The sequence below is a fragment of the Paenibacillus sp. FSL W8-0194 genome, assembly GCF_037969745.1.
Taxonomy (GTDB): domain Bacteria; phylum Bacillota; class Bacilli; order Paenibacillales; family Paenibacillaceae; genus Paenibacillus_AQ; species Paenibacillus_AQ cookii.
In genome coordinates, this window is sequence record NZ_CP150205.1 from 158223 (window position 1) to 175739 (window position 17517).

16 protein-coding genes are annotated in these 17517 nt (G+C 54.9%); 13 read left to right on the plus strand and 3 right to left on the minus strand.

Annotated features, from left to right (window positions below):
• Positions 1 to 93: 93 nt before the first annotated feature.
• Entirely contained in the window at positions 94 to 393 is a 300-nt protein-coding gene (locus MKY58_RS00645) for an MGMT family protein (RefSeq protein WP_339323017.1), read from the minus strand.
• Between the two features lie 200 nt (positions 394 to 593).
• Here MKY58_RS00645 and MKY58_RS00650 point away from each other — a divergent pair, with 200 nt between their 5' ends.
• Both MKY58_RS00650 and MKY58_RS00655 read left to right on the plus strand, forming a co-directional pair.
• On the plus strand, positions 594 to 2192 hold the full coding sequence (locus MKY58_RS00650; protein WP_339323018.1) for an ATP-binding protein: 1599 nt from the start codon (positions 594 to 596) through the stop codon (positions 2190 to 2192).
• A gap of 62 nt (positions 2193 to 2254) precedes the next feature.
• Positions 2255 to 3103 carry a hypothetical protein gene (locus MKY58_RS00655; RefSeq protein ID WP_339323019.1) on the plus strand — a complete coding sequence of 283 codons (849 nt, stop codon included), beginning with the start codon at positions 2255 to 2257 and terminating at the stop codon, positions 3101 to 3103.
• 9 nt (positions 3104 to 3112) lie between these two features.
• On the opposite strand, the gene MKY58_RS00660 is transcribed toward MKY58_RS00655, so the two are convergent.
• Positions 3113 to 3922: a helix-turn-helix domain-containing protein gene (locus tag MKY58_RS00660; protein WP_339323020.1), complete on the minus strand. Its 810-nt coding sequence runs from the start codon at positions 3920 to 3922 to the stop codon at positions 3113 to 3115.
• 162 nt (positions 3923 to 4084) lie between these two features.
• Here MKY58_RS00660 and MKY58_RS00665 point away from each other — a divergent pair, with 162 nt between their 5' ends.
• The 3 genes from MKY58_RS00665 to MKY58_RS00675 all read left to right on the plus strand — a co-directional run bounded on the left by MKY58_RS00665 (position 4085) and on the right by MKY58_RS00675 (position 5638).
• On the plus strand, positions 4085 to 4537 hold the full coding sequence (locus MKY58_RS00665; protein WP_339323021.1) for an SRPBCC family protein: 453 nt from the start codon (positions 4085 to 4087) through the stop codon (positions 4535 to 4537).
• A 328-nt stretch (positions 4538 to 4865) separates the two neighbouring features.
• A complete protein-coding gene (locus MKY58_RS00670; protein ID WP_036715152.1) occupies positions 4866 to 5294 on the plus strand; it encodes a hypothetical protein in 429 nt (142 codons plus the stop codon).
• Entirely contained in the window at positions 5291 to 5638 is a 348-nt protein-coding gene (locus MKY58_RS00675; protein WP_339323022.1) for a hypothetical protein, read from the plus strand. The genes MKY58_RS00670 and MKY58_RS00675 overlap by 4 nt, the downstream gene beginning before the upstream one ends.
• Before the next feature lie 40 nt (positions 5639 to 5678).
• Here the strand turns inward: MKY58_RS00675 and MKY58_RS00680 are convergent, their stop codons facing one another.
• Positions 5679 to 6512 carry an AraC family transcriptional regulator gene (locus MKY58_RS00680; RefSeq protein ID WP_339323023.1) on the minus strand — a complete coding sequence of 278 codons (834 nt, stop codon included), beginning with the start codon at positions 6510 to 6512 and terminating at the stop codon, positions 5679 to 5681.
• Positions 6513 to 6709: 197 nt separating this feature from the next.
• On the opposite strand from MKY58_RS00680, the gene MKY58_RS00685 reads away from it, so the two are divergent.
• The 8 genes from MKY58_RS00685 (at position 6710) to MKY58_RS00720 (ending at position 17515) form a co-directional block, all read left to right on the plus strand.
• Positions 6710 to 8008 (plus strand): alpha-glucosidase/alpha-galactosidase, encoded by a 1299-nt coding sequence (locus MKY58_RS00685; RefSeq protein WP_339323024.1) that lies wholly within the window; start codon positions 6710 to 6712, stop codon positions 8006 to 8008.
• A 189-nt stretch (positions 8009 to 8197) separates the two neighbouring features.
• On the plus strand, positions 8198 to 8524 hold the full coding sequence (locus tag MKY58_RS00690) for a hypothetical protein (RefSeq protein WP_339323025.1): 327 nt from the start codon (positions 8198 to 8200) through the stop codon (positions 8522 to 8524).
• Between the two features lie 192 nt (positions 8525 to 8716).
• Positions 8717 to 10009: a cupin domain-containing protein gene (locus MKY58_RS00695; protein WP_339323026.1), complete on the plus strand. Its 1293-nt coding sequence runs from the start codon at positions 8717 to 8719 to the stop codon at positions 10007 to 10009.
• A 48-nt stretch (positions 10010 to 10057) separates the two neighbouring features.
• On the plus strand, positions 10058 to 12583 hold the full coding sequence (locus tag MKY58_RS00700) for a glycoside hydrolase N-terminal domain-containing protein (protein ID WP_339323027.1): 2526 nt from the start codon (positions 10058 to 10060) through the stop codon (positions 12581 to 12583).
• A gap of 343 nt (positions 12584 to 12926) precedes the next feature.
• Complete coding sequence (locus MKY58_RS00705) at positions 12927 to 13820, plus strand: ABC transporter permease subunit (protein ID WP_339325005.1); 894 nt, start codon at positions 12927 to 12929, stop codon at positions 13818 to 13820.
• An 18-nt stretch (positions 13821 to 13838) separates the two neighbouring features.
• On the plus strand, positions 13839 to 14702 hold the full coding sequence (locus MKY58_RS00710) for a carbohydrate ABC transporter permease (RefSeq protein WP_339323028.1): 864 nt from the start codon (positions 13839 to 13841) through the stop codon (positions 14700 to 14702).
• Positions 14703 to 14838: 136 nt separating this feature from the next.
• Positions 14839 to 16419 (plus strand): extracellular solute-binding protein, encoded by a 1581-nt coding sequence (locus tag MKY58_RS00715; protein ID WP_339323029.1) that lies wholly within the window; start codon positions 14839 to 14841, stop codon positions 16417 to 16419.
• A gap of 73 nt (positions 16420 to 16492) precedes the next feature.
• Positions 16493 to 17515 carry a response regulator gene (locus tag MKY58_RS00720; RefSeq protein ID WP_339323030.1) on the plus strand — a complete coding sequence of 341 codons (1023 nt, stop codon included), beginning with the start codon at positions 16493 to 16495 and terminating at the stop codon, positions 17513 to 17515.
• Positions 17516 to 17517 lie beyond the last annotated feature (2 nt).

Here is a 17517-nt window from a genome sequence, read left to right on the forward strand (position 1 = left end):
GGGGTTTTTCATTGGAACGCGTTGCGGTACAGTAGGGGCAGGTTGACGCTTTATAGTTGCATGATCGTACATAAAGTCGCTTCAGGCGTTCTTTTATACTCCATATACAGACAAATCGATCCGGCCGCCGATCCCGACTTCGACCCCTTCGTCTTCCAGCAGGGCCTGCTGCAAAAAGTGGGACTCGTCGTCGCGCAAGGCGATCTCGCCTTTGGCATTGACCACCCTGTGCCACGGAAGATCGTATTTGGCGCTCATGGAATGCAAAATTCGGACGACCTGCCGGGCGGCGCGCGGACTGCCCGCAGCGGCGGCGACGCCGCCGTAAGTCATGACTTTGCCCGGCGGTATGGATTGGATCTGCTCGATCACGGCCTTTGTAAATGGCTGCATCGTTCCTCCTTTGTAGCCGGACTCCGGCCCGTCTTCCAAAAATATAACATGCTTATGACAACATCAAAAAACCTCTAGTGAAGGATTCATTTTGAATGGTATGATATAGGGGTGGGCAAATAATTCTTACTATAATAAATGATCCGCTTCCAAACGATCCAATCACTAGGTAAAGTATATAACAAAATGAGGTGTGCTGCATGGGCGAGCCCTTATATCAATTGAATGATGCACACGCCATCGAGGTGTCCAAACAATATTGCATACATACGGGACTTGATCCGAGTGAGCCTCCGAGGTTCAATCAGAGATACAGTCCAGCGGAGCTGGCCGCCAAGCTGGTAAAGTACAAGGAGTACATCGAAGTCATTCATTTTTTCATAGGCAAATTTTTATCTTCCATTTCAGGCAGTCCCATCACGATCACCGTTACGGACGATCAGGGATATGTGCTGGAGTTTGCCGGGGATGAGACGATTATTAAAACGGTTAAACAATTAGGGATCGAGGAAGGCGTCCGGTTCAGCAAAGATGCGGGCACCAATTCCATTGATCTGTGCCTGACCCATGGCCGGCCGTTTCAGCTGCTGGGACAGGATCATTACCATACCATATTGCACAGGCTGGCTTGTTACTCCACGGGATTCCGCAGCGAAGACGGCCGCATTGTCGGGACGATCTCGCTGATGACGGAACTCGGGTTCGCCCATCCGCATTTACTCGCGCTTCTCTGCACGATGGCCGATTCTGTGGAGCGCGAGCTTTTGCTGCGAAGGCAAAACACCCAGCTGCAAATGCTGAACCAGTTTTTGCTGGATACGAATTTTTACGGTGTCGTCATTACGAACCATCTGGGCCATATCCTTGAAATGAATGAACGCTGCCGCTCGATGCTGCTTTTGGACGGGCAAACCGATTATGCAGGGACGTCGGTATTTAACATCGATTTGATCAGCCCATATTTTCAAAGAGCGATCAGGCGTCATGAGGAAACCATCGGGGTAGAGCTGAGCCTGGCGGTAAAGGACGACGAACACCGTTACATGCTGGACGTGCTTCCGGTGTACGACACGGACCGGACGATCATCCGTGTGGTCGGCAGCATCCGCGACATCACCGAAATGAAGAAAACGGAGGAAATCCTCCGCAATACCGAAAAACTTGTATTCGCCGGTCAGATCGCGGTGGGCATCGCCCATGAAATCCGCAACCCGCTGACCACGGTCAAAGGCATGCTGCAGCTCCTCGGCAAGGACAACTGCCTGCGCCATTATAACCTGATCATGTCGGAGCTGGAGCGGATGAACGTGATCGTGAGCGAATTTTTGATTCTGGGCAAACCTCAAGCGGTGCTGTTCCGGAAGGATCGTTGCTTCCCGGTTCTTCAGGAAGTGCTCAACCTGTTTGAAATTCAGGCCGCTTTGAACTGCATCACGGTCGATTGCGTCGTTCACGCCGATCATCCCATCCGCTGCGACCGAAATCAGATCAAGCAGGTATTCATGAACATCGTAAAAAATGCGATCGAGGCTCTGCCTCACGCTGGGAAAATACATATACTTCTTGAAACCCGCGAGGGATACCAACGGATACGTTTCGCCGACAACGGCGTCGGCATGAGCGAAGAGATGCTGCAGCGGATCGGCGAGCCCTTCCATACCACCAAGTCGGAAGGCAACGGCCTGGGCATGATGATCGTCAAAAAAATTATCGATGCCCACCATGGACGGATGGACATTGCCAGCGAAGCGGGGAAAGGGACGATCGTGGATATTTACTTGCCGCTGAGCGAGGACTAATGCAGAAAGTCGAATAGGGGCTTCCCACGGGCAACCCAGCCCTTTAAAACAGGAGGAAGAACATGCGTATGGAAAACGGACTGAAAAGCAATTTCGGAAAATACGCCGTCCCCAAAGCGCTGCAAGTTCTGGCCGAAATCGATCAGGGCTTAAAGGCGAAGGGCGGCAATTTGTATGACGGGTTGTCTTTTTATCTCGTGCATGAGGAGAGTTTCCGTTACTTTAACACGCCATGCGATGTCGTGGTGTTCGGAAACATCGGCGCGGACGGAATCCATTACGGGCTGTTGACGGATTTCGGAACGGCGGCGGCGCTGGATGAAGCGCCTGTTGTTTGCGTCTCGCCCATGAGTTTTGATCGTCCGGTTCACATCGTCGCCGAGAACCTGGAGCATTTTTTGAGCTTGAACATGAACGATTCGGGGCTTTTTTACAATCATTTTCGTTCCGAGGAGGACTATGCCCGGTTTTTGGGGGAACAGGATGATTTGCCTTATCGCCCAAGCGAAGAGGAAGAGGAGCGGGCTGAGCACATTCGGCAGCAGGTTCGGGATCGGCTTCATCTTCCGCGGATCGATCACCCCTACCGATATGTCCGGGAGCTGCAGGCAAAGCGGGACCGCGATGCCTGGATTCGTGTTCGAGGCGGGCTGCATGTGCTTCGGCCCCCGGGACGGCATGCCCCGTTTTCGGGGGAACGGTTTCACGTCGATCCTGAGGGAAGGTTCGGGACTGAGGAAATTTTCCGTTTTCTGGACGATGCCGAACCTCCGGCCGTGATGGCGCTCGTGCGGGATTTGCAGCTGCATGCGCTGAACGGCATGACGGACTTGCAACACAGGCTGTGGCATGCGCTGGCCGACATCGGCCTTCATGACGAAGCAGAACGGTTGCGGATCAGCATGGAATGAACGGGAGCCTCAGCTATCCTGCACCATCCGTCGGTATTCATCGGGCGTGCAGCCGACGACCGCTTTAAAATCTTTAATAAAATGGGGCTGGTCATGGTATCCAAGCTCCGCGGCGAGCCGGGACAAATCAACGGGAAGGCTTCGGTCCATCGTTTCGGCGGCATTTTGCAGGCGATAAAGGCGGATGACCCATTTCGGACTGATGCCGACGTATTGGTCGAACAGCCGCTGCAGCTTGCGGATATGAATCTGAAAACGCTCGCATACCTGGTCTACCTTGGAAATTTCCCGTTCGTCCGCGATAAAGTCGATGATGCGGTTGATCCGCAGCACCTCGTCGTCCAGCGGAGGAAGTTTGGGCAGCAGCAGCTTTTCCATGGCACGGACCATATCCTGCTCGTCGCCCATGGATAGAATCGTTTTTTCGAGTTCGGATCCGTCCGCGCCCAAAATGCCGCGTACCCCAAGCGGCTGATCCAGCAGGCTGGACACGGGCCGCCGCAGGAAAGGGTAAAAACCGCCGGGCTTGAATTTGATGCCAAAAACGACGCCCTTTCCGTGGATCGGGTAAGAAAATTTTCCGGGAGACGGAGCATAAATAAGCGTTTTACCGGGCTCGACGACCAGATTGACGCAGGGATTCGGGACGACATGCTGCATGTACGGCTCCTCGTCCCGGCAATCCCAACGGATGATCCAGTAATGTTTAACAAAAAAGCCCAGCGCTTCCGAAGCGGCGTGGCGGGACAACGCAAACCTTTTTTCGCCGCCCTGCGGGTTCAGAATTCCCATGCTTGGTTTGATTGCACCGGAAGACATGTCGATCAGCTCCTGAAAATATTTATGGAACAGGCGTTCTTGTCGCGTTTTTACAATACGTGGCATTCTATCAAAGGTATCATGAGTTTAGCATACAATTCCCGTTTGGGGAATTTTGCGGCAAATGAATAACGAATACGAATTCCAAGGGAGCGTGAACGCATGAACAGCCTGAAATATGAATTTTATATCGGAGCCGAGCCGGAAAAGGTGTGGGATCTGCTTGTGGCGCCGGAAGGAACGAAAAAAACGTTTTTTAACTGCGTGCTTCAGTCCAGCTTTAAAGCCGGGGAGCCTTTCGCTTACGTCGGACCGGGCAATGACGGCGATGAAACGGTGCACGTGTACGGGGATATTTTGGCGTATGAGCCGAACAAAACGTTGAGTTATCTTGAGCATCCGGGGCCGTCTTATCATGCTAATCATGAGGAGTTGACTTCGCGGGTGACCTTTACGCTGGACACGGTGGGCAAATGCACGAAGTTAACGCTCGTGAACGATCAGTGGTCGGACAACCATCCCGCTTTTCAAAACGCCGAAGGCCATTGGTGGATGATTCTGAGCAACATCAAAACGGTGGCGGAAACGGGAAATACGCTTGATTTTGGCTGGTAAAAGGGAATAGCGAATCGGACAAGGGCGGCTGCGGATGGCAGCCGCTTTTTTTTTATCTATAAACATGTCCCGCTTCCGGAGATATTTTGCATTTTTATGCATAGCAACCAGGCCCTTGATCATATAAGGTGTAGAGAAAGCTCTAAGGATTTTAGTAAAATAATCCAAAAAATGGGTACAAACCTAGAAAACTTGCAAGTTGAAGCAAAACCGTGCATAAAATAGCAGAACTAAGGACGCCTTCTGATATGTCAGCCAATTTTCACATCTCGTTATCACAAATCAGCTTCTCATTACATATTAGAATGGTATATGGGGGAATCCAATCATGCATTGGACTGATTTCGCGGTGATCATAGCGTCAGGTTCATTCGGCGGTCTTTTGTCAAGTTTGTATATCCACGACGGATCCCTTATACTGCCCAAAATCATCGAACTGGAACTCAGCGACGGATCCAGAAGGAAAAATTATCATATCGGCTTTCTTTCGGATATCATTTTGGGGGCTGGCGCAGGCTTGATTTCGGCACTTCCGCTTGGACTCGAGTTCCCGAAATATATTTACGTGGCGATGATCGCCGGCTTCGGCGGCGGCAGCTTTATCGCGAAACAAGCCAAGCTGACGGCCGAAGAAAAAATATCCTCCCAGGATAAGCTGCCGACGATCATTGCGTCCAGCGCTCCTGATACGGACGGTTCCGATGAAATGACGTTTGAACTTGCTATCCCAGACCGTAAAGGAGAGAAGTTGACATGACCCTTGGTAAGATCACGTTAACGAACGACGAAATCAACGAGTACAACAGGCTGAAGAAAAAAATCAGGGATGCCCGAACAAGGCTGGAAGTCTCGTTGTACACGAAGCAGGCAGAGCAAATCCTTGAAAGAGGGCGTCTTCGTTACGTCAGCAAGCTCGAGCAGAATAAGCCGCAAATCAAAGGCATCCAGGAAAAAAGCAAACCTCAGGTAAAAAACCAACCCCAGGAAAAGAAAGCGAAGCTTTCGGCGTACATGGCGGCAAATCAGAGTTATGCCCTTCCGCAAAGCATCAAACGTACCGCGTTTATGGGGAAATTGGCGAAATCGAATTCGGGCCGGTAAGGCTCTTTTTATTTTGAAAAATGAACCGGGGAAGTCCGCGTTACAGCCGCGTTTCCCGGTACTGCCGCGGGGAGGCGCCGGTGACCTTCTTGAACATTTTGGAAAACAAAAACGGATCGATATACCCGACGGAACGCGAGACGTCGCTGACGGAAAGCTCGGGATTGCGCAGCAGGACTGCGGCCCGCTTCATCCGGTATTCCAGCAAAAAAGCCTGAAGTGACACGCCGTACTGTTCCTTGAATAATCCGGACAGATACGTGCGGTCGAGGCCGACCGAACGGGCGATGTCCAGCACGGACATTTTTTGGCTGTAGCTGCTTTCAATATATTCAATTGCCTTTCGGATATAGCCTTCACGCGAATGCCGCGGCTTCTGCTCGTCGGTCGGCTCGGGAGAGCAGCGGATCAGATCGGCAAGGACCCGGTAGAGAATGCTATGGCCGACGACATCGCTGCCCCGTTCGCCTTCCGCTGCCTTCAGGTCATGATAGAAGCTGCCGAGACTGTTCTCGGAAAGCTCGGTAAATACCGGATGCCCGGCGTGAATTTGCGCACGCTGCAGCAGCGATTTCGCGTTCAGTCCGGCGAACCCGATCCAAGAGTACGTCCAGGGGTCCGCTTCGTCTGCGCTGTAATGGACAAGCATTTCCGGAAAAATGACGAAACCCTGCCCCGCCTCCAGCTCATATGCCTTCTCGGTTGTGCGGAAGACGCCGCAGCCGCTGTGGACGTAATGCAAAATATACGAATCGCGGAGCCCCGGACCCCATGTATGCCCAGGCAAACATTCCTCAAAGCCAAAAAAAAGCAGATTTAGATCCATTTGTCCCTGGATCGCGGGTACGGTAAGGTATTCGTCAACGCGGGCCATAAAACGGCATCCCCTCCTTTTTCATAAGGAACTTACTCTATATTATAACAGGTGAATCGTCATATTTCCCTATTGTAAACGGATACGAAAATGGGATTATGACATGTTTTGCTTTGTTTGCTCCATGTTGCTTCCGCGGGCGGAGAGGTATAGTTAAAACCAAGTTGAAGCGAATCGCGAAAGGGAGGAATCATTCCATGTCCAAAATTACGTTCATCGGTGCGGGCAGTACCGTTTTCGTCAAAAACGTGCTTGGCGACGTCATGACGACGCCGGCGCTTCAGGGCTTCGAGCTCGCCTTGTTCGATATTGATCCGGAGCGTCTCCAGGATTCCGAGCGCCTGCTGAACAGCATCAAAGCCACGCTTGGCAGCACCTGCGTCATCAAAGCCTACTCCGACCGCAAAGCCGCGCTGAAGGGCGCCAAATACGTCATCAACGCCATCCAGGTCGGCGGCTATGATCCCTGTACGATCACGGATTTCGAGATTCCGAAAAAATACGGCCTGCGCCAAACGATTGCCGACACGGTCGGAATCGGCGGCATTTTCCGCAACCTGCGTACGATCCCGGTCATGCTCGATTTTGCGAAGGACATGCAGGAAGTGTGCCCGGACGCGCTGTTCCTGAACTATACGAATCCGATGGCGGTGCTCACCAACGTCATGAACACGGTGGGCGGCATCCAAACCGTCGGCCTCTGCCACAGCGTGCAGGTGTGCGTACCTCACCTGTTCGAATCGCTTGGCATGGACCCGACCGGGGTGAAGGCGAAAATCGCTGGCATCAACCATATGGCATGGCTGCTCGAGGTGTCGAAGGACGGGGTCGACCTGTATCCGGAAATCAAACGCCGCGCCGCCGAGAAGCAAAAGGAAAAACATCACGACATGGTGCGTTTCGAACTCATGAACCGTTTCGGCTACTACGTGACGGAATCCTCCGAGCATAACGCCGAATACCATCCGTATTTCATCAAAAAGACGTATCCCGAATTGATCGAAAAATACAACATTCCGCTCGACGAATACCCGCGCCGCTGCGTCAACCAGATTAACGGCTGGAAAGAGATGCGCGAGAAAATTTTCGCCAGCGAAAACATCGAGCACAAACGTTCCAAAGAGTATGCGTCCTACATCATGGAAGCGATCGAAACCGACGTGCCGTTCAAAATCGGCGGCAACGTCATGAACACCGGGCTGATCACGAACCTGCCGAAGGAAGCTTGCGTCGAAGTGCCGTGCCTTGTCGACCGTTCCGGCATTACTCCAACGTACGTCGGCGATTTGCCTCCGCAGCTCGCCGCGCTGAACCGTACCAACATCAATACGCAGCTGCTCACGATCGAAGCGGCCGTAACCGGCAAAAAGGAGCATATCTACCATGCCGCGATGCTGGATCCGCACACCTCCGCCGAGCTGTCGCTGGACGATATCGTGGCGTTGTGCGACGATTTGATCGAAGCTCACGGCAGCTGGCTGCCGGAGTTTAAATAAGGAACGGCCGACCATTCGCGAGGCCGGTTGATATTGAAGACACACTTTGCCCCTTGATTTCAAGGGGCTTTTTTATTTGGAGAAAAAGCAGGGGACTTCGAAATCGTCATTACCGATGCCGGGAAAAATGCGTCTAACAAGGAAAGGGCCGTTGTGGGCGATTCTCTTTTATACAAAGGAGGAGTTAAGGTGGGCATTCGGAGGATTTTTGGCTTAGTCTGCATTGTCCTGATTGTTTTGTTGGTGTTGGAACAGATTCCGGGCGTGCAGCGTTTTACGGCTGCAAACGTTTCTCGGGTTTATGTTTATTTCACCTATGGGCATGACAAATTATTTTTTAAGAAGATAGAGTATGTACCGCAATTCGGAGATTATTTTGTTACCTATGAGAACAAGCTCGGTGAAAAATATTCATTTATCATCTCGCCCCGTTTTTTTCCTGTGCTTGTAAAGTATGATCCGATCAAACAAGAAGCGGCTGGGTATGGAAGGTTTCAGCACCGTAAACTTGAATAACATAATACAAGGTTAAGCGGGGGGCTTATATGATTTGCCTTGAATACGAATTCGGAAAGTCCGGCAAGGTGCCGGGCTAATTTGCGTTTCATAAAAAAACACAAGCCGTACGCAACCCTCGCCATGGAGGAGAAGTGCTGCCGGTAGTAGCATGAAGGAAAGACGGATAAACGGGAAAGGGGAGGTTGTTTTGTGAAAGCGCTTTTAGTGGGATTGGGCGAAGCCGGAAGCGGCTGGTACCGAAGAGTGCGGAGCATGCACGGAGAACTGGAGCTGGCTGTTTCGGACCCGGACGAAAGCAGGCGGGAGCAGCTGCAGGCGGACGGGGTTCCTTTTTATATGGATGCGAAGGAAGCAATCGAGCGGGAAAAACCCGACTTTGTCATTAATGTGACGCCGCGCCATGTGCATACGGCCATCAACCATTTGGCTTTCGATTATAAGCTGCCGGTGCTTTGCGAAAAGCCGATCGCCGAAAACTACGAGAAAGCCCTCGAAATCGTAAAAAGAGCGGAGGAGGAGCGGATTCCGTTCATGATTGCGGAAAATTACCGCACCTTCGCACCCTTGCGCAAGCTGAAGCAGCTCATCGAGGCAGGCGCGGTCGGGGAGCTGCAGTCGCTGGAATGCGAGTTTTTCCGGAAGCGCCAAAAGGTGGCACTAGAGCCGAACGACGAACTGGAGGAAGTGATCATCCATCATTTCGATCTGCTGCGCCATTTGTCGGGACGGGAGGTCGGCAAGCTGTATGCCGTCAAACGCCACGTGTTTCATATCGTGATGGATTTGCAGGCAGGCATCCAGGCCTCCTTTCGCTGTTCGCTGCACAGCGCGGGGCGCGAAACCCAGTGGCCGGGCGATTGGCGGATCGAAGGGACGAAAGGCAGCCTGATCTTCAAGGATGGCGGGATCGAGCTGACGACGCCGGAAAGCGTGCAGCGCTGGGACGACTTCAGCGATGTTTCGGCCCCGACCGCTTTGCAGGAATTTCTGGCTGCGCTGGCGGAGAAACGTCGCGGCGAAACCGATGCGAAGGAATATTTAAAAAATCAGGCGCTTGCCCATTATACGCGCTTATCACTCCAGCAGGGGGAGCAGGTGGATACGTCGGCAAGCTGGGGATACGGCCCGGCGGACATCCGCAATTTTTTGCGGGCCGAACGGAAGCTGTCCCAAAGCCACGGGGGCCGGGGGATGGTGGAAGGCGCCCGGCTGTTCGGCGAAGGGGATTTCGAGACGCCGCTCAAGTTTTTATATTATTCGGTGCTGCCTCCGGGCGCGTCGATCGGGTACCACGGGCATCGCGAGGATGAAGAGGTTTATATCATCCTGGAAGGCACCGGCCTGATGACGGTGAACGGGACCGAAATCCGGGTAGGTCCGGGGGATATCGTCGTCAACAAGCCTTGGTGGAAGCACGGCCTGTTGAATGACGGCAGCGAGCCGATCCGGGCGATCGTGTTCGAGGTGGGCAAAGGCGGTTGATGCGGGAGCCGAAAGAGCGTTGGCTTTGGAAGGGAGGATTTCGGGAAAGTGAGAGCGGCAAACGAGCGGGAATGGAAGGATGGGCCGGAGGCAAAAGAGGGAGCTCAAGCAAAATTTGACGGAGGAAACGGAATTGAAGCCAAAATCAATACCGCCAGGCACGGCCGCCCGCTGCGGCTGTGGTATGCCGCGCCGGCGGCCACGTGGGAAGAAGCGCTGCCGATAGGCAACGGGCGTCTGGGCGCGATGGTGTACGGTTCGACGGGGCTCGAAACGATCCGCCTGAACGAAGATTCACTGTGGTATGGCGGACCCGGGCGGGCGGCTAACCCGGATGTCCGGCCGTATCTGGACGAAATCCGCGGCCTGCTGCGGGACGGCAGGCAGGCGGAGGCGGAGCATCTTGCCCGCATGGCGATGACCGCCTCTCCCAAATACGAGCAGCCTTATCAGCCGCTTGGCGATTTGATGCTGAAGCCTTTGAATGGCGCCACTCAGGTTGAAGACTATGAGCGGGAGCTGGACCTGGAGCGTGCCGTCGTCAACGTATCCTACCATGCGGACGGCGTCAATTACCACCGGCAGTATTTCGTCAGCGAACCGGACGGGGTGTTGGTCATCCGTCTGACGGCAGATCGCCCCGGCGCGCTGACCTTTGCCGTCAATTTGATGCGCCGTCCCTTCGACGGCGGCTGCCGGGCCCTTGCAGACGGCACAGGCACGGTCGTCATGAACGGGGAATGCGGCGCGGACGGCGTTCGTTTCAGCGCCGCGTTCCGCGCCGCCCATGAAGGGGGAGTGGTGCGGAACATCGGGGATTTTGTATCCGTGGAAGGCGCGTCCTCGGTGACGCTGCTGCTGGCCGCGCAGACGTCCTTCCGCGCGGACGATCCGGACGCAGCCTGCCTTGAGCAGCTTAAGCGGGCGTCGGAACGGCCATTCGACGAGCTGTTCCAGCGTCATGTCACGGAATACCGGCAAAGGTTCGACCGGTTCGAGCTGTCGCTGACGCCGGGCGGCGATCCACTGGCATGCCTGCCGACCGATCAGCGGCTGCTTCGGCTGAAAGAGGCGGAGAAGGCCTCGGGCAGCGAGCCGCCGGAACAAGCGAAAGCATCCGCCGATCCCGGCCTCATAGCCCTCTACGTGCAGTATGGCCGCTACCTCCTGCTATCCTGTTCGCGACCAGGTTCTTTGGCCGCAAACCTGCAGGGCATTTGGAACGACAGCTTTACTCCGCCCTGGGAGTCGAAATATACGATCAACATCAATACGCAGATGAATTATTGGCCCGCCGAAAGCCTAAACCTTCAGGAATGCCATGAGCCGCTGTTCGACCTGATTGAACGGATGCTGCCTAACGGGAAAGCTACCGCCCGCGACATGTACGGGTGCCGCGGGTTCGTTGCCCATCACAATACCAACCTATGGGGCGAAACCCGGCCCGAGGGCATCCTGATGACCTGCACCGTCTGGCCGATGGGCGCCGCTTGGCTCAGCCTCCATCTGTGGGAGCATTACCGCTACGGAATGGACGTTTCGTTTTTGAAGCGGCGCGCTTTTCCGGTCATGAAGGAAGCGGCCCTTTTCTTGCTCGATTACATGACGGAGGACGAGGACGGCATGCTCGTCACTGGCCCGTCGGTATCACCGGAGAACCGCTTTTTGCTCCCGAACGGCCAAACCGGCAGCTTATGCCTGGGGCCGTCCATGGATTCGCAAATCGCGCTGACCCTGTTTGAAGCTTGCCGGGAGGCGGCGAAAACGATCGGCCGGGCCGAACGGACGGCTTCCGGTGAGGAGTTTGGCGGCGGCTATATACCGCAAGGGGAAGCTGAATTCGTGGCCGAACTGGAGCGGGCCATCGAGCGTATCCCGAGGCCGGCGATCGGGCGTTACGGGCAGATTATGGAGTGGCGGACTGATTACGAAGAAGCCGATCCCGGGCATCGCCATATCTCGCAGCTGTTTGCGCTGCATCCGGGCGAGCTGATCGACGCGCTTGAAACCCCGGAGCTGGCGGAAGCGGCCCGGACGACGCTGGCCCGCAGGCTGGCGTCCGGGGGCGGACATACGGGCTGGAGCCGAGCCTGGATCGTCAACTTTTATGCGCGGCTGATGATGGGCGGCGAAGCGCATGGCCATTTGGAGAAGCTGCTGTCGCATTCCACGTACTCGAATATGCTGGACTGCCATCCGCCGTTTCAAATCGACGGCAATTTCGGCGGCGCTGCCGGGGTGGCGGAAATGCTGCTGCAATCCCATGCCGGGGAGCTGCGGCTGCTGCCGGCGCTGCCGCCGCAGTGGCCCGCGGGCGAGGTGCGCGGATTGCGTGCCAGAGGCGGCTGCAGCGCCGATCTGAGCTGGAGGGATGGGGCGCTAATGGAAGCCGTCATCCATCCGCAGCGCAGCGGAACCTGCCGGGTCTGGTCCTCCGTGCCGCTCCATGTGCAGGACCCGCACACCGATTGGCGCGAAGAAAGCGGCGGCGCCGAAACGCCGGGATACCGTTATCTCATCGAGGCTGCCGAAGGGCAAAGCATTATGCTCGTAGCCAAAAAGGACCTGCGGTAACATTCATGCTTCGGCCGAAAGAAAATAATAAAACACAAGCCAGCCGACAAATCCCCATTCCGGCGCAAGGACCGCGAACGTTAAGATAATCACGAAGGCAAGGGATCGTTCCGAACGTGGGCCGGCCCGACCGAACCGATCGAACGGGAGAACGGCAAGTTTCGGCCGATCGGTTTGGATAACGCTTTCTTTTCCAGAATACATTCCTGAACCGGCCTTACCAAGCGAGCCATCCGGCTTTCCGAACCGGTTCAAAAGCGAAAAAGGAGCGATGGACATGTCAGGACAGGCGCCGACGGCCCCCCGGGCAAGCCTCAAAACACCCAGCCGGTTCGCCAGGCAAATGAGCAATTTCCGCAAATACAAAGCGCTCTATTTGATAACGATTCCGGGCATTCTTTATTTTATCGTGTTTAAATATTTGCCGCTGATGGGCTCGGTCATGGCTTTTCAAAATTACAACATTTTCAAAGGATTCACCGGCAGCCCGTGGGTGGGTCTGGACCAGTTCAGGCGGATGTTCACCTACACGGAATTTCTGCGCATTTTGGAAAATACGGTGCTGATCGGCTTGTACGATATCCTGTTTGCGTTTCCGGTGCCGATCATCCTCGCGCTGCTGCTCAACGAGCTGCGAAAGGTGCTGTACAAGCGCATTTTGCAGACGGTCGTTTATTTGCCCCATTTCCTGTCCTGGGTCATCATCGGCGGGATCATGATCGGCATTTTGTCGCCGACGACGGGGATCGTCAATCAGGTGCTGAACTTTTTCGGCTTCCAGTCGGTTTATTTTCTCGGGGAGGATTCCTACATCCGCAGCATTCTGGTCGGCACGGGGATTTGGAAGGACAGCGGCTGGGGGACGATCGTGTATCTGGCTGCGCTCGCCAGCGTGAACCCCGAGCTGTACGAGGCGGCGCGGATGGACGGGGCGAACCGCTGGAGGCAGACGTTATCCATCACCATCCCGGCGATTTTGCCGACGGTGACGATCATGTTCCTGCTGCATATCGGCAACTTCCTGGATTTCGGCTTCGAACGGGTTTTCGTCTTCGTCAATTCGCTGAACGAGCAAAAGGGCGACATTCTCGATACGTACATTTACCGGGTCGGCCTGATCGACCAGCAGTACAGCTATACGACGGCGATCGGCCTGTTCAAGTCGCTTGTCGGCCTGATGCTGATCATGATCGGCAACGCCCTCAGCAAGAAGGCAAGCGGAGAAGGACTTTATTAGGGAAAGGAGCATGCGACAATGAACATCAAAGGACGCTGGTTCGACTGGTTCAACTCGATATTTTTGGCGCTCGTCGGCTGCCTCATGGTTTTTCCGCTGCTCCATGTGCTTGCCAAGTCGTTCAGCAGCAGCAAAGCGATCAATGCCGGTCTCGTGAAGCTGTTTCCGGTGGATTGGACCTTTGTCAATTATCAGGTCATCTTGTCCGACAGCTCGATCTGGAGGGCGTTCCTGGTCAGCGTCATCATCACCGTCGGCGGCACGGTCATCAACTTGATCCTCACGGCATCGCTGGCTTACCCGCTGTCCCGTCCGGAGTACACGATGCGGAAAATGGTGCTGATCTTCATCCTGGTCACGATGATTTTCCAGGCCCCGCTGATCCCGAACTATCTCATCATCAAAAATTTGCATCTGCTGAACACGTTATGGGCGCTCATTATCCCGTCGGCGATCAGCGCGTATAACCTGTTTATCATGAGGTCCTTTTTCGTCGGGCTTCCGTCCGAGCTGATCGACAGCGCCAGAATCGACGGGGCCGGCGAGCTGCGGACGATGTGGAGCGTCATTTTGCCCCTGTCCAAGCCGGTGATGGCGACGATGGGATTGTTTTACGCCGTATCGCACTGGAACTCGTATTCCACGGCCCTGTATTACATCAATAACCGCGCCCTGTACCCGCTGCAAATGCGCCTGCGCGAAATCGTACTGAGCAACGATCTTGGCCAGGCCGGCAGCCTGCTGGAAGGCTTCAACGAAGTGTCTCCTGCGGGCGTGCAGATGGCGGTGATCATCGTTTCGGTGCTGCCGATCATCATCGTCTATCCGTTCCTGCAAAAGTATTTCATTAAAGGGATGCTGATCGGGTCGATCAAAACCTAGAACGCGGTACGTCCTGCCATTGAATGCGATTTCATAGTTGCGAAATTATGATAATATAGAGGTGTTCCGCACCAACGCGAAAAAGCGCCCGTCACGTCCTGCAGCGATACTCCGGAAGAAGAAAGTGGGGGAGGCCATGAAAAAATGGTGGTATGCGATCCTGACCATGATTGTGACGCTTGCAGGCTGTTCTTTTCCGGGAATGACCCATTCGCCGGGCACCTCCGAATCCTCCCCTGGGCAGGCGGCCGGCAGCGGCGCGTCTCCGGGGGCTTTATCGTTTTCCATCGTTCTGTCCACCGGTTCCAATCCATATGCGGCCAAGTCGCCCGACATTCAGCAGGATAAATGGGTCAAACAATTGGAAGCGCTGACAAACACCGATCTGCATATTACGATGCTTCCGCTGAAGGATATCGACAAACGCCTGCCGGTGCTGCTGACCGGGGACGATTTTCCGGACGTCATCCAGACCATCGGCGGGGCAAGCTCCGCGGCCATGGCCGGAACCGTGGAGGCCGGATTGTTTATGCCTTTGGACGACTTGCTCCATCAGTATGCGCCCCGCCTGCTTGCCCGAATTCCGCAGGAAGCGTGGCAGGAAACGAGCTACCAGGGAAAAATCTACGGCATTCCGGCCTGGCTGGATAATCCGTCGCGGCGGGGCACGTACATCCGTACCGATCTGCTGAAAAAAACGGGGCTTCCGGCGCCGAAAACGGTGGATGATTTTTTGAACGTGCTGCGCGCCTTCAAAAAGCTGGGCGTGGAAAATCCGTACCAAATGCGTGAAAATTTCAAATACGCGGACATCATTTTTGGCGCTTTTGATGTGCTGGGATACCAGTTCGAGCTTCAAAACGGCGAGGTCGTTCCGAAGTTTTTCGACGAAAAACGCATGATGCAGGCGCTCTCCGTCTATAAGACGATGCTTGACGAAGGCCTGATCGCGAAAAATTTCGCCACGGTCAGCATCAGCGAATACAGCCGCAACATCAATAGCGGCAAGTCCGGCATATGGACGGCGAATGCCGCAGGACTGCTCGAATTCCGGACGAAAGTAAAGGAATCGGTGCCCGAGGCCGAGGTGGATATCATTCCGTCTCCCATAGGGCCCGAAGGTTCGAAAGGTTACGGGCTTTACAGCTCGGTGATCAACTCCTATTTCATCAATAAGCATGTTTCGAAAGAAAAGGCCGTCGGCATCGTGCGGTTTTTCGACTGGATGTTGACCGACGAGGCCGAACGTTATTTTTCCTTTGGCATCCCGGGCGACACCTACACCATCGAAAACGGAAACATCAAATACCGGTTCCCGCAAAACCGGGAGCAGCAGGATGAACAAGGCTTCCGCGAGCTGCTGTGGCTGACCCATGATTTGACGATCAACCGCCAGCGGATGAAGCTGCTTCCCGGCGGCGGCGACGTGATTCATGCGATCGATTCGACGCTTGCGAAAGAGGGGCTCGGCAATATCGTTTTCGTTCCCGAGCTGGAATCGTTCGGCATTTATCCCGAACTTGCGCCGAACAATCCGAACCAGCCGCCGCCGCTGATCGTCGACCATATGGTCCGGATGATTTACGGCAAAGAGCCGATATCGGACTGGCCCAAGGTGATTCGGGAATACAGGGACCGCGGAGGGGATGCCATTATCCGCGAGGCGACGCAGCGCTATCATGCCCGGGAGGGCGTTCTGGTTTTGCCTAGCCGCTAAAGTCGTGAAACAGACAGGCGCATAGCGCCGCAGCTTTCTTTTCAAATCCGGCGAGAAAAGGGGTTATGGATCCATGCGTGTGCTGATTGTGGAAGATGAACCTGTCATTCAAAAAGGGCTTGTCAAAATGGTGCAGCGGTATCCCGCGTCGTTTTCGGCCATATATACGGCAGACGACGGGGAGTCCGCCCTGGAAATGATCCAAAGCGTGGAGCCGCATCTGGTGTTGACCGATCTCAGGATGAAGCGGATGGACGGCCTGGAGCTGTGCGAGCGGATCCACCGGGAATTCGCGCATGTGCAGGTCGCGGTTATTTCCGGCTACAACGATTTCGGGTACGCCCAGCGGGCGATCGAATACGGCGTCAAACGGTACCTGCTCAAGCCGGTGACCCAGCAGGACGTGCATAACGCGCTCCGCGAAATCATCGCCGGCATGAACGAAAACATCGTTCCCCTGCAAAAATACGTGGAATGGTCGGAAAAACTGGAGCAGAGCATCTGGATGCTGCAAAAAAGCGACATGGTCCGGCTGCTCGAAGAAGGCGAGCGGGAGGGATTGTTTGCGGGGCTGCATGTGCCCGGCATGAAATCCGTGCTGGAAGACTGCCTGCGCATGATCGCGGGAAAGCTCTCCCAGCGGGGATGGCAGCCGCAAATCTGCCTGGACATCCGCGGCACGGACATCAGCAAAAAGGAAACGCTCGCAGCATTCGGGGCGGTGCTTGAGCAAATGTATGCCCAGCTGCAGCTGACGCGCAAAGGCAAATTCAAGGATCCGATCGAGGAGGCGAAGGCGTTCATCGACCTGCATCTTTCGGAAGAGGTGACGCTGGAGGAGGTCGCCAAGCGGGTGGGCCTGACGCGGACCTATTTCAGCGCATTGTTCAAAAAGATGACCGGCGAAACCTTCGTGCATTACCGCATCAAAAAACGGATCGAGGAAGCGCGCAAGCTGCTTGCCGTCCCGACGCTGACCATCACGGACATCGCGGTTCAGGTCGGTTACGAGGATTATCCCCATTTTACGAAGACGTTCAAAAATTTCGTCGGCATGTCGCCTTCGGAATACCGGTCGTCTTTTGGCATCGAGTGATG

Excerpts from the sequence above, each read along its gene's own strand:
- MKY58_RS00645 (WP_339323017.1), bottom strand. The coding sequence starts at position 393 with ATGCAGCCATTTACAAAGGCCGTGATCGAGCAGATCCAATCCATACCG.
- MKY58_RS00650 (WP_339323018.1), top strand. The coding sequence starts at position 594 with ATGGGCGAGCCCTTATATCAATTGAATGATGCACACGCCATCGAGGTG.
- MKY58_RS00655 (WP_339323019.1), top strand. The coding sequence starts at position 2,255 with ATGCGTATGGAAAACGGACTGAAAAGCAATTTCGGAAAATACGCCGTC.
- MKY58_RS00660 (WP_339323020.1), bottom strand. The coding sequence starts at position 3,922 with ATGTCTTCCGGTGCAATCAAACCAAGCATGGGAATTCTGAACCCGCAG.
- MKY58_RS00665 (WP_339323021.1), top strand. The coding sequence starts at position 4,085 with ATGAACAGCCTGAAATATGAATTTTATATCGGAGCCGAGCCGGAAAAG.
- MKY58_RS00670 (WP_036715152.1), top strand. The coding sequence starts at position 4,866 with ATGCATTGGACTGATTTCGCGGTGATCATAGCGTCAGGTTCATTCGGC.
- MKY58_RS00675 (WP_339323022.1), top strand. The coding sequence starts at position 5,291 with ATGACCCTTGGTAAGATCACGTTAACGAACGACGAAATCAACGAGTAC.
- MKY58_RS00680 (WP_339323023.1), bottom strand. The coding sequence starts at position 6,512 with ATGGCCCGCGTTGACGAATACCTTACCGTACCCGCGATCCAGGGACAA.
- MKY58_RS00685 (WP_339323024.1), top strand. The coding sequence starts at position 6,710 with ATGTCCAAAATTACGTTCATCGGTGCGGGCAGTACCGTTTTCGTCAAA.
- MKY58_RS00705 (WP_339325005.1), top strand. The coding sequence starts at position 12,927 with ATGAGCAATTTCCGCAAATACAAAGCGCTCTATTTGATAACGATTCCG.
- MKY58_RS00710 (WP_339323028.1), top strand. The coding sequence starts at position 13,839 with ATGAACATCAAAGGACGCTGGTTCGACTGGTTCAACTCGATATTTTTG.
- MKY58_RS00715 (WP_339323029.1), top strand. The coding sequence starts at position 14,839 with ATGAAAAAATGGTGGTATGCGATCCTGACCATGATTGTGACGCTTGCA.
- MKY58_RS00720 (WP_339323030.1), top strand. The coding sequence starts at position 16,493 with ATGCGTGTGCTGATTGTGGAAGATGAACCTGTCATTCAAAAAGGGCTT.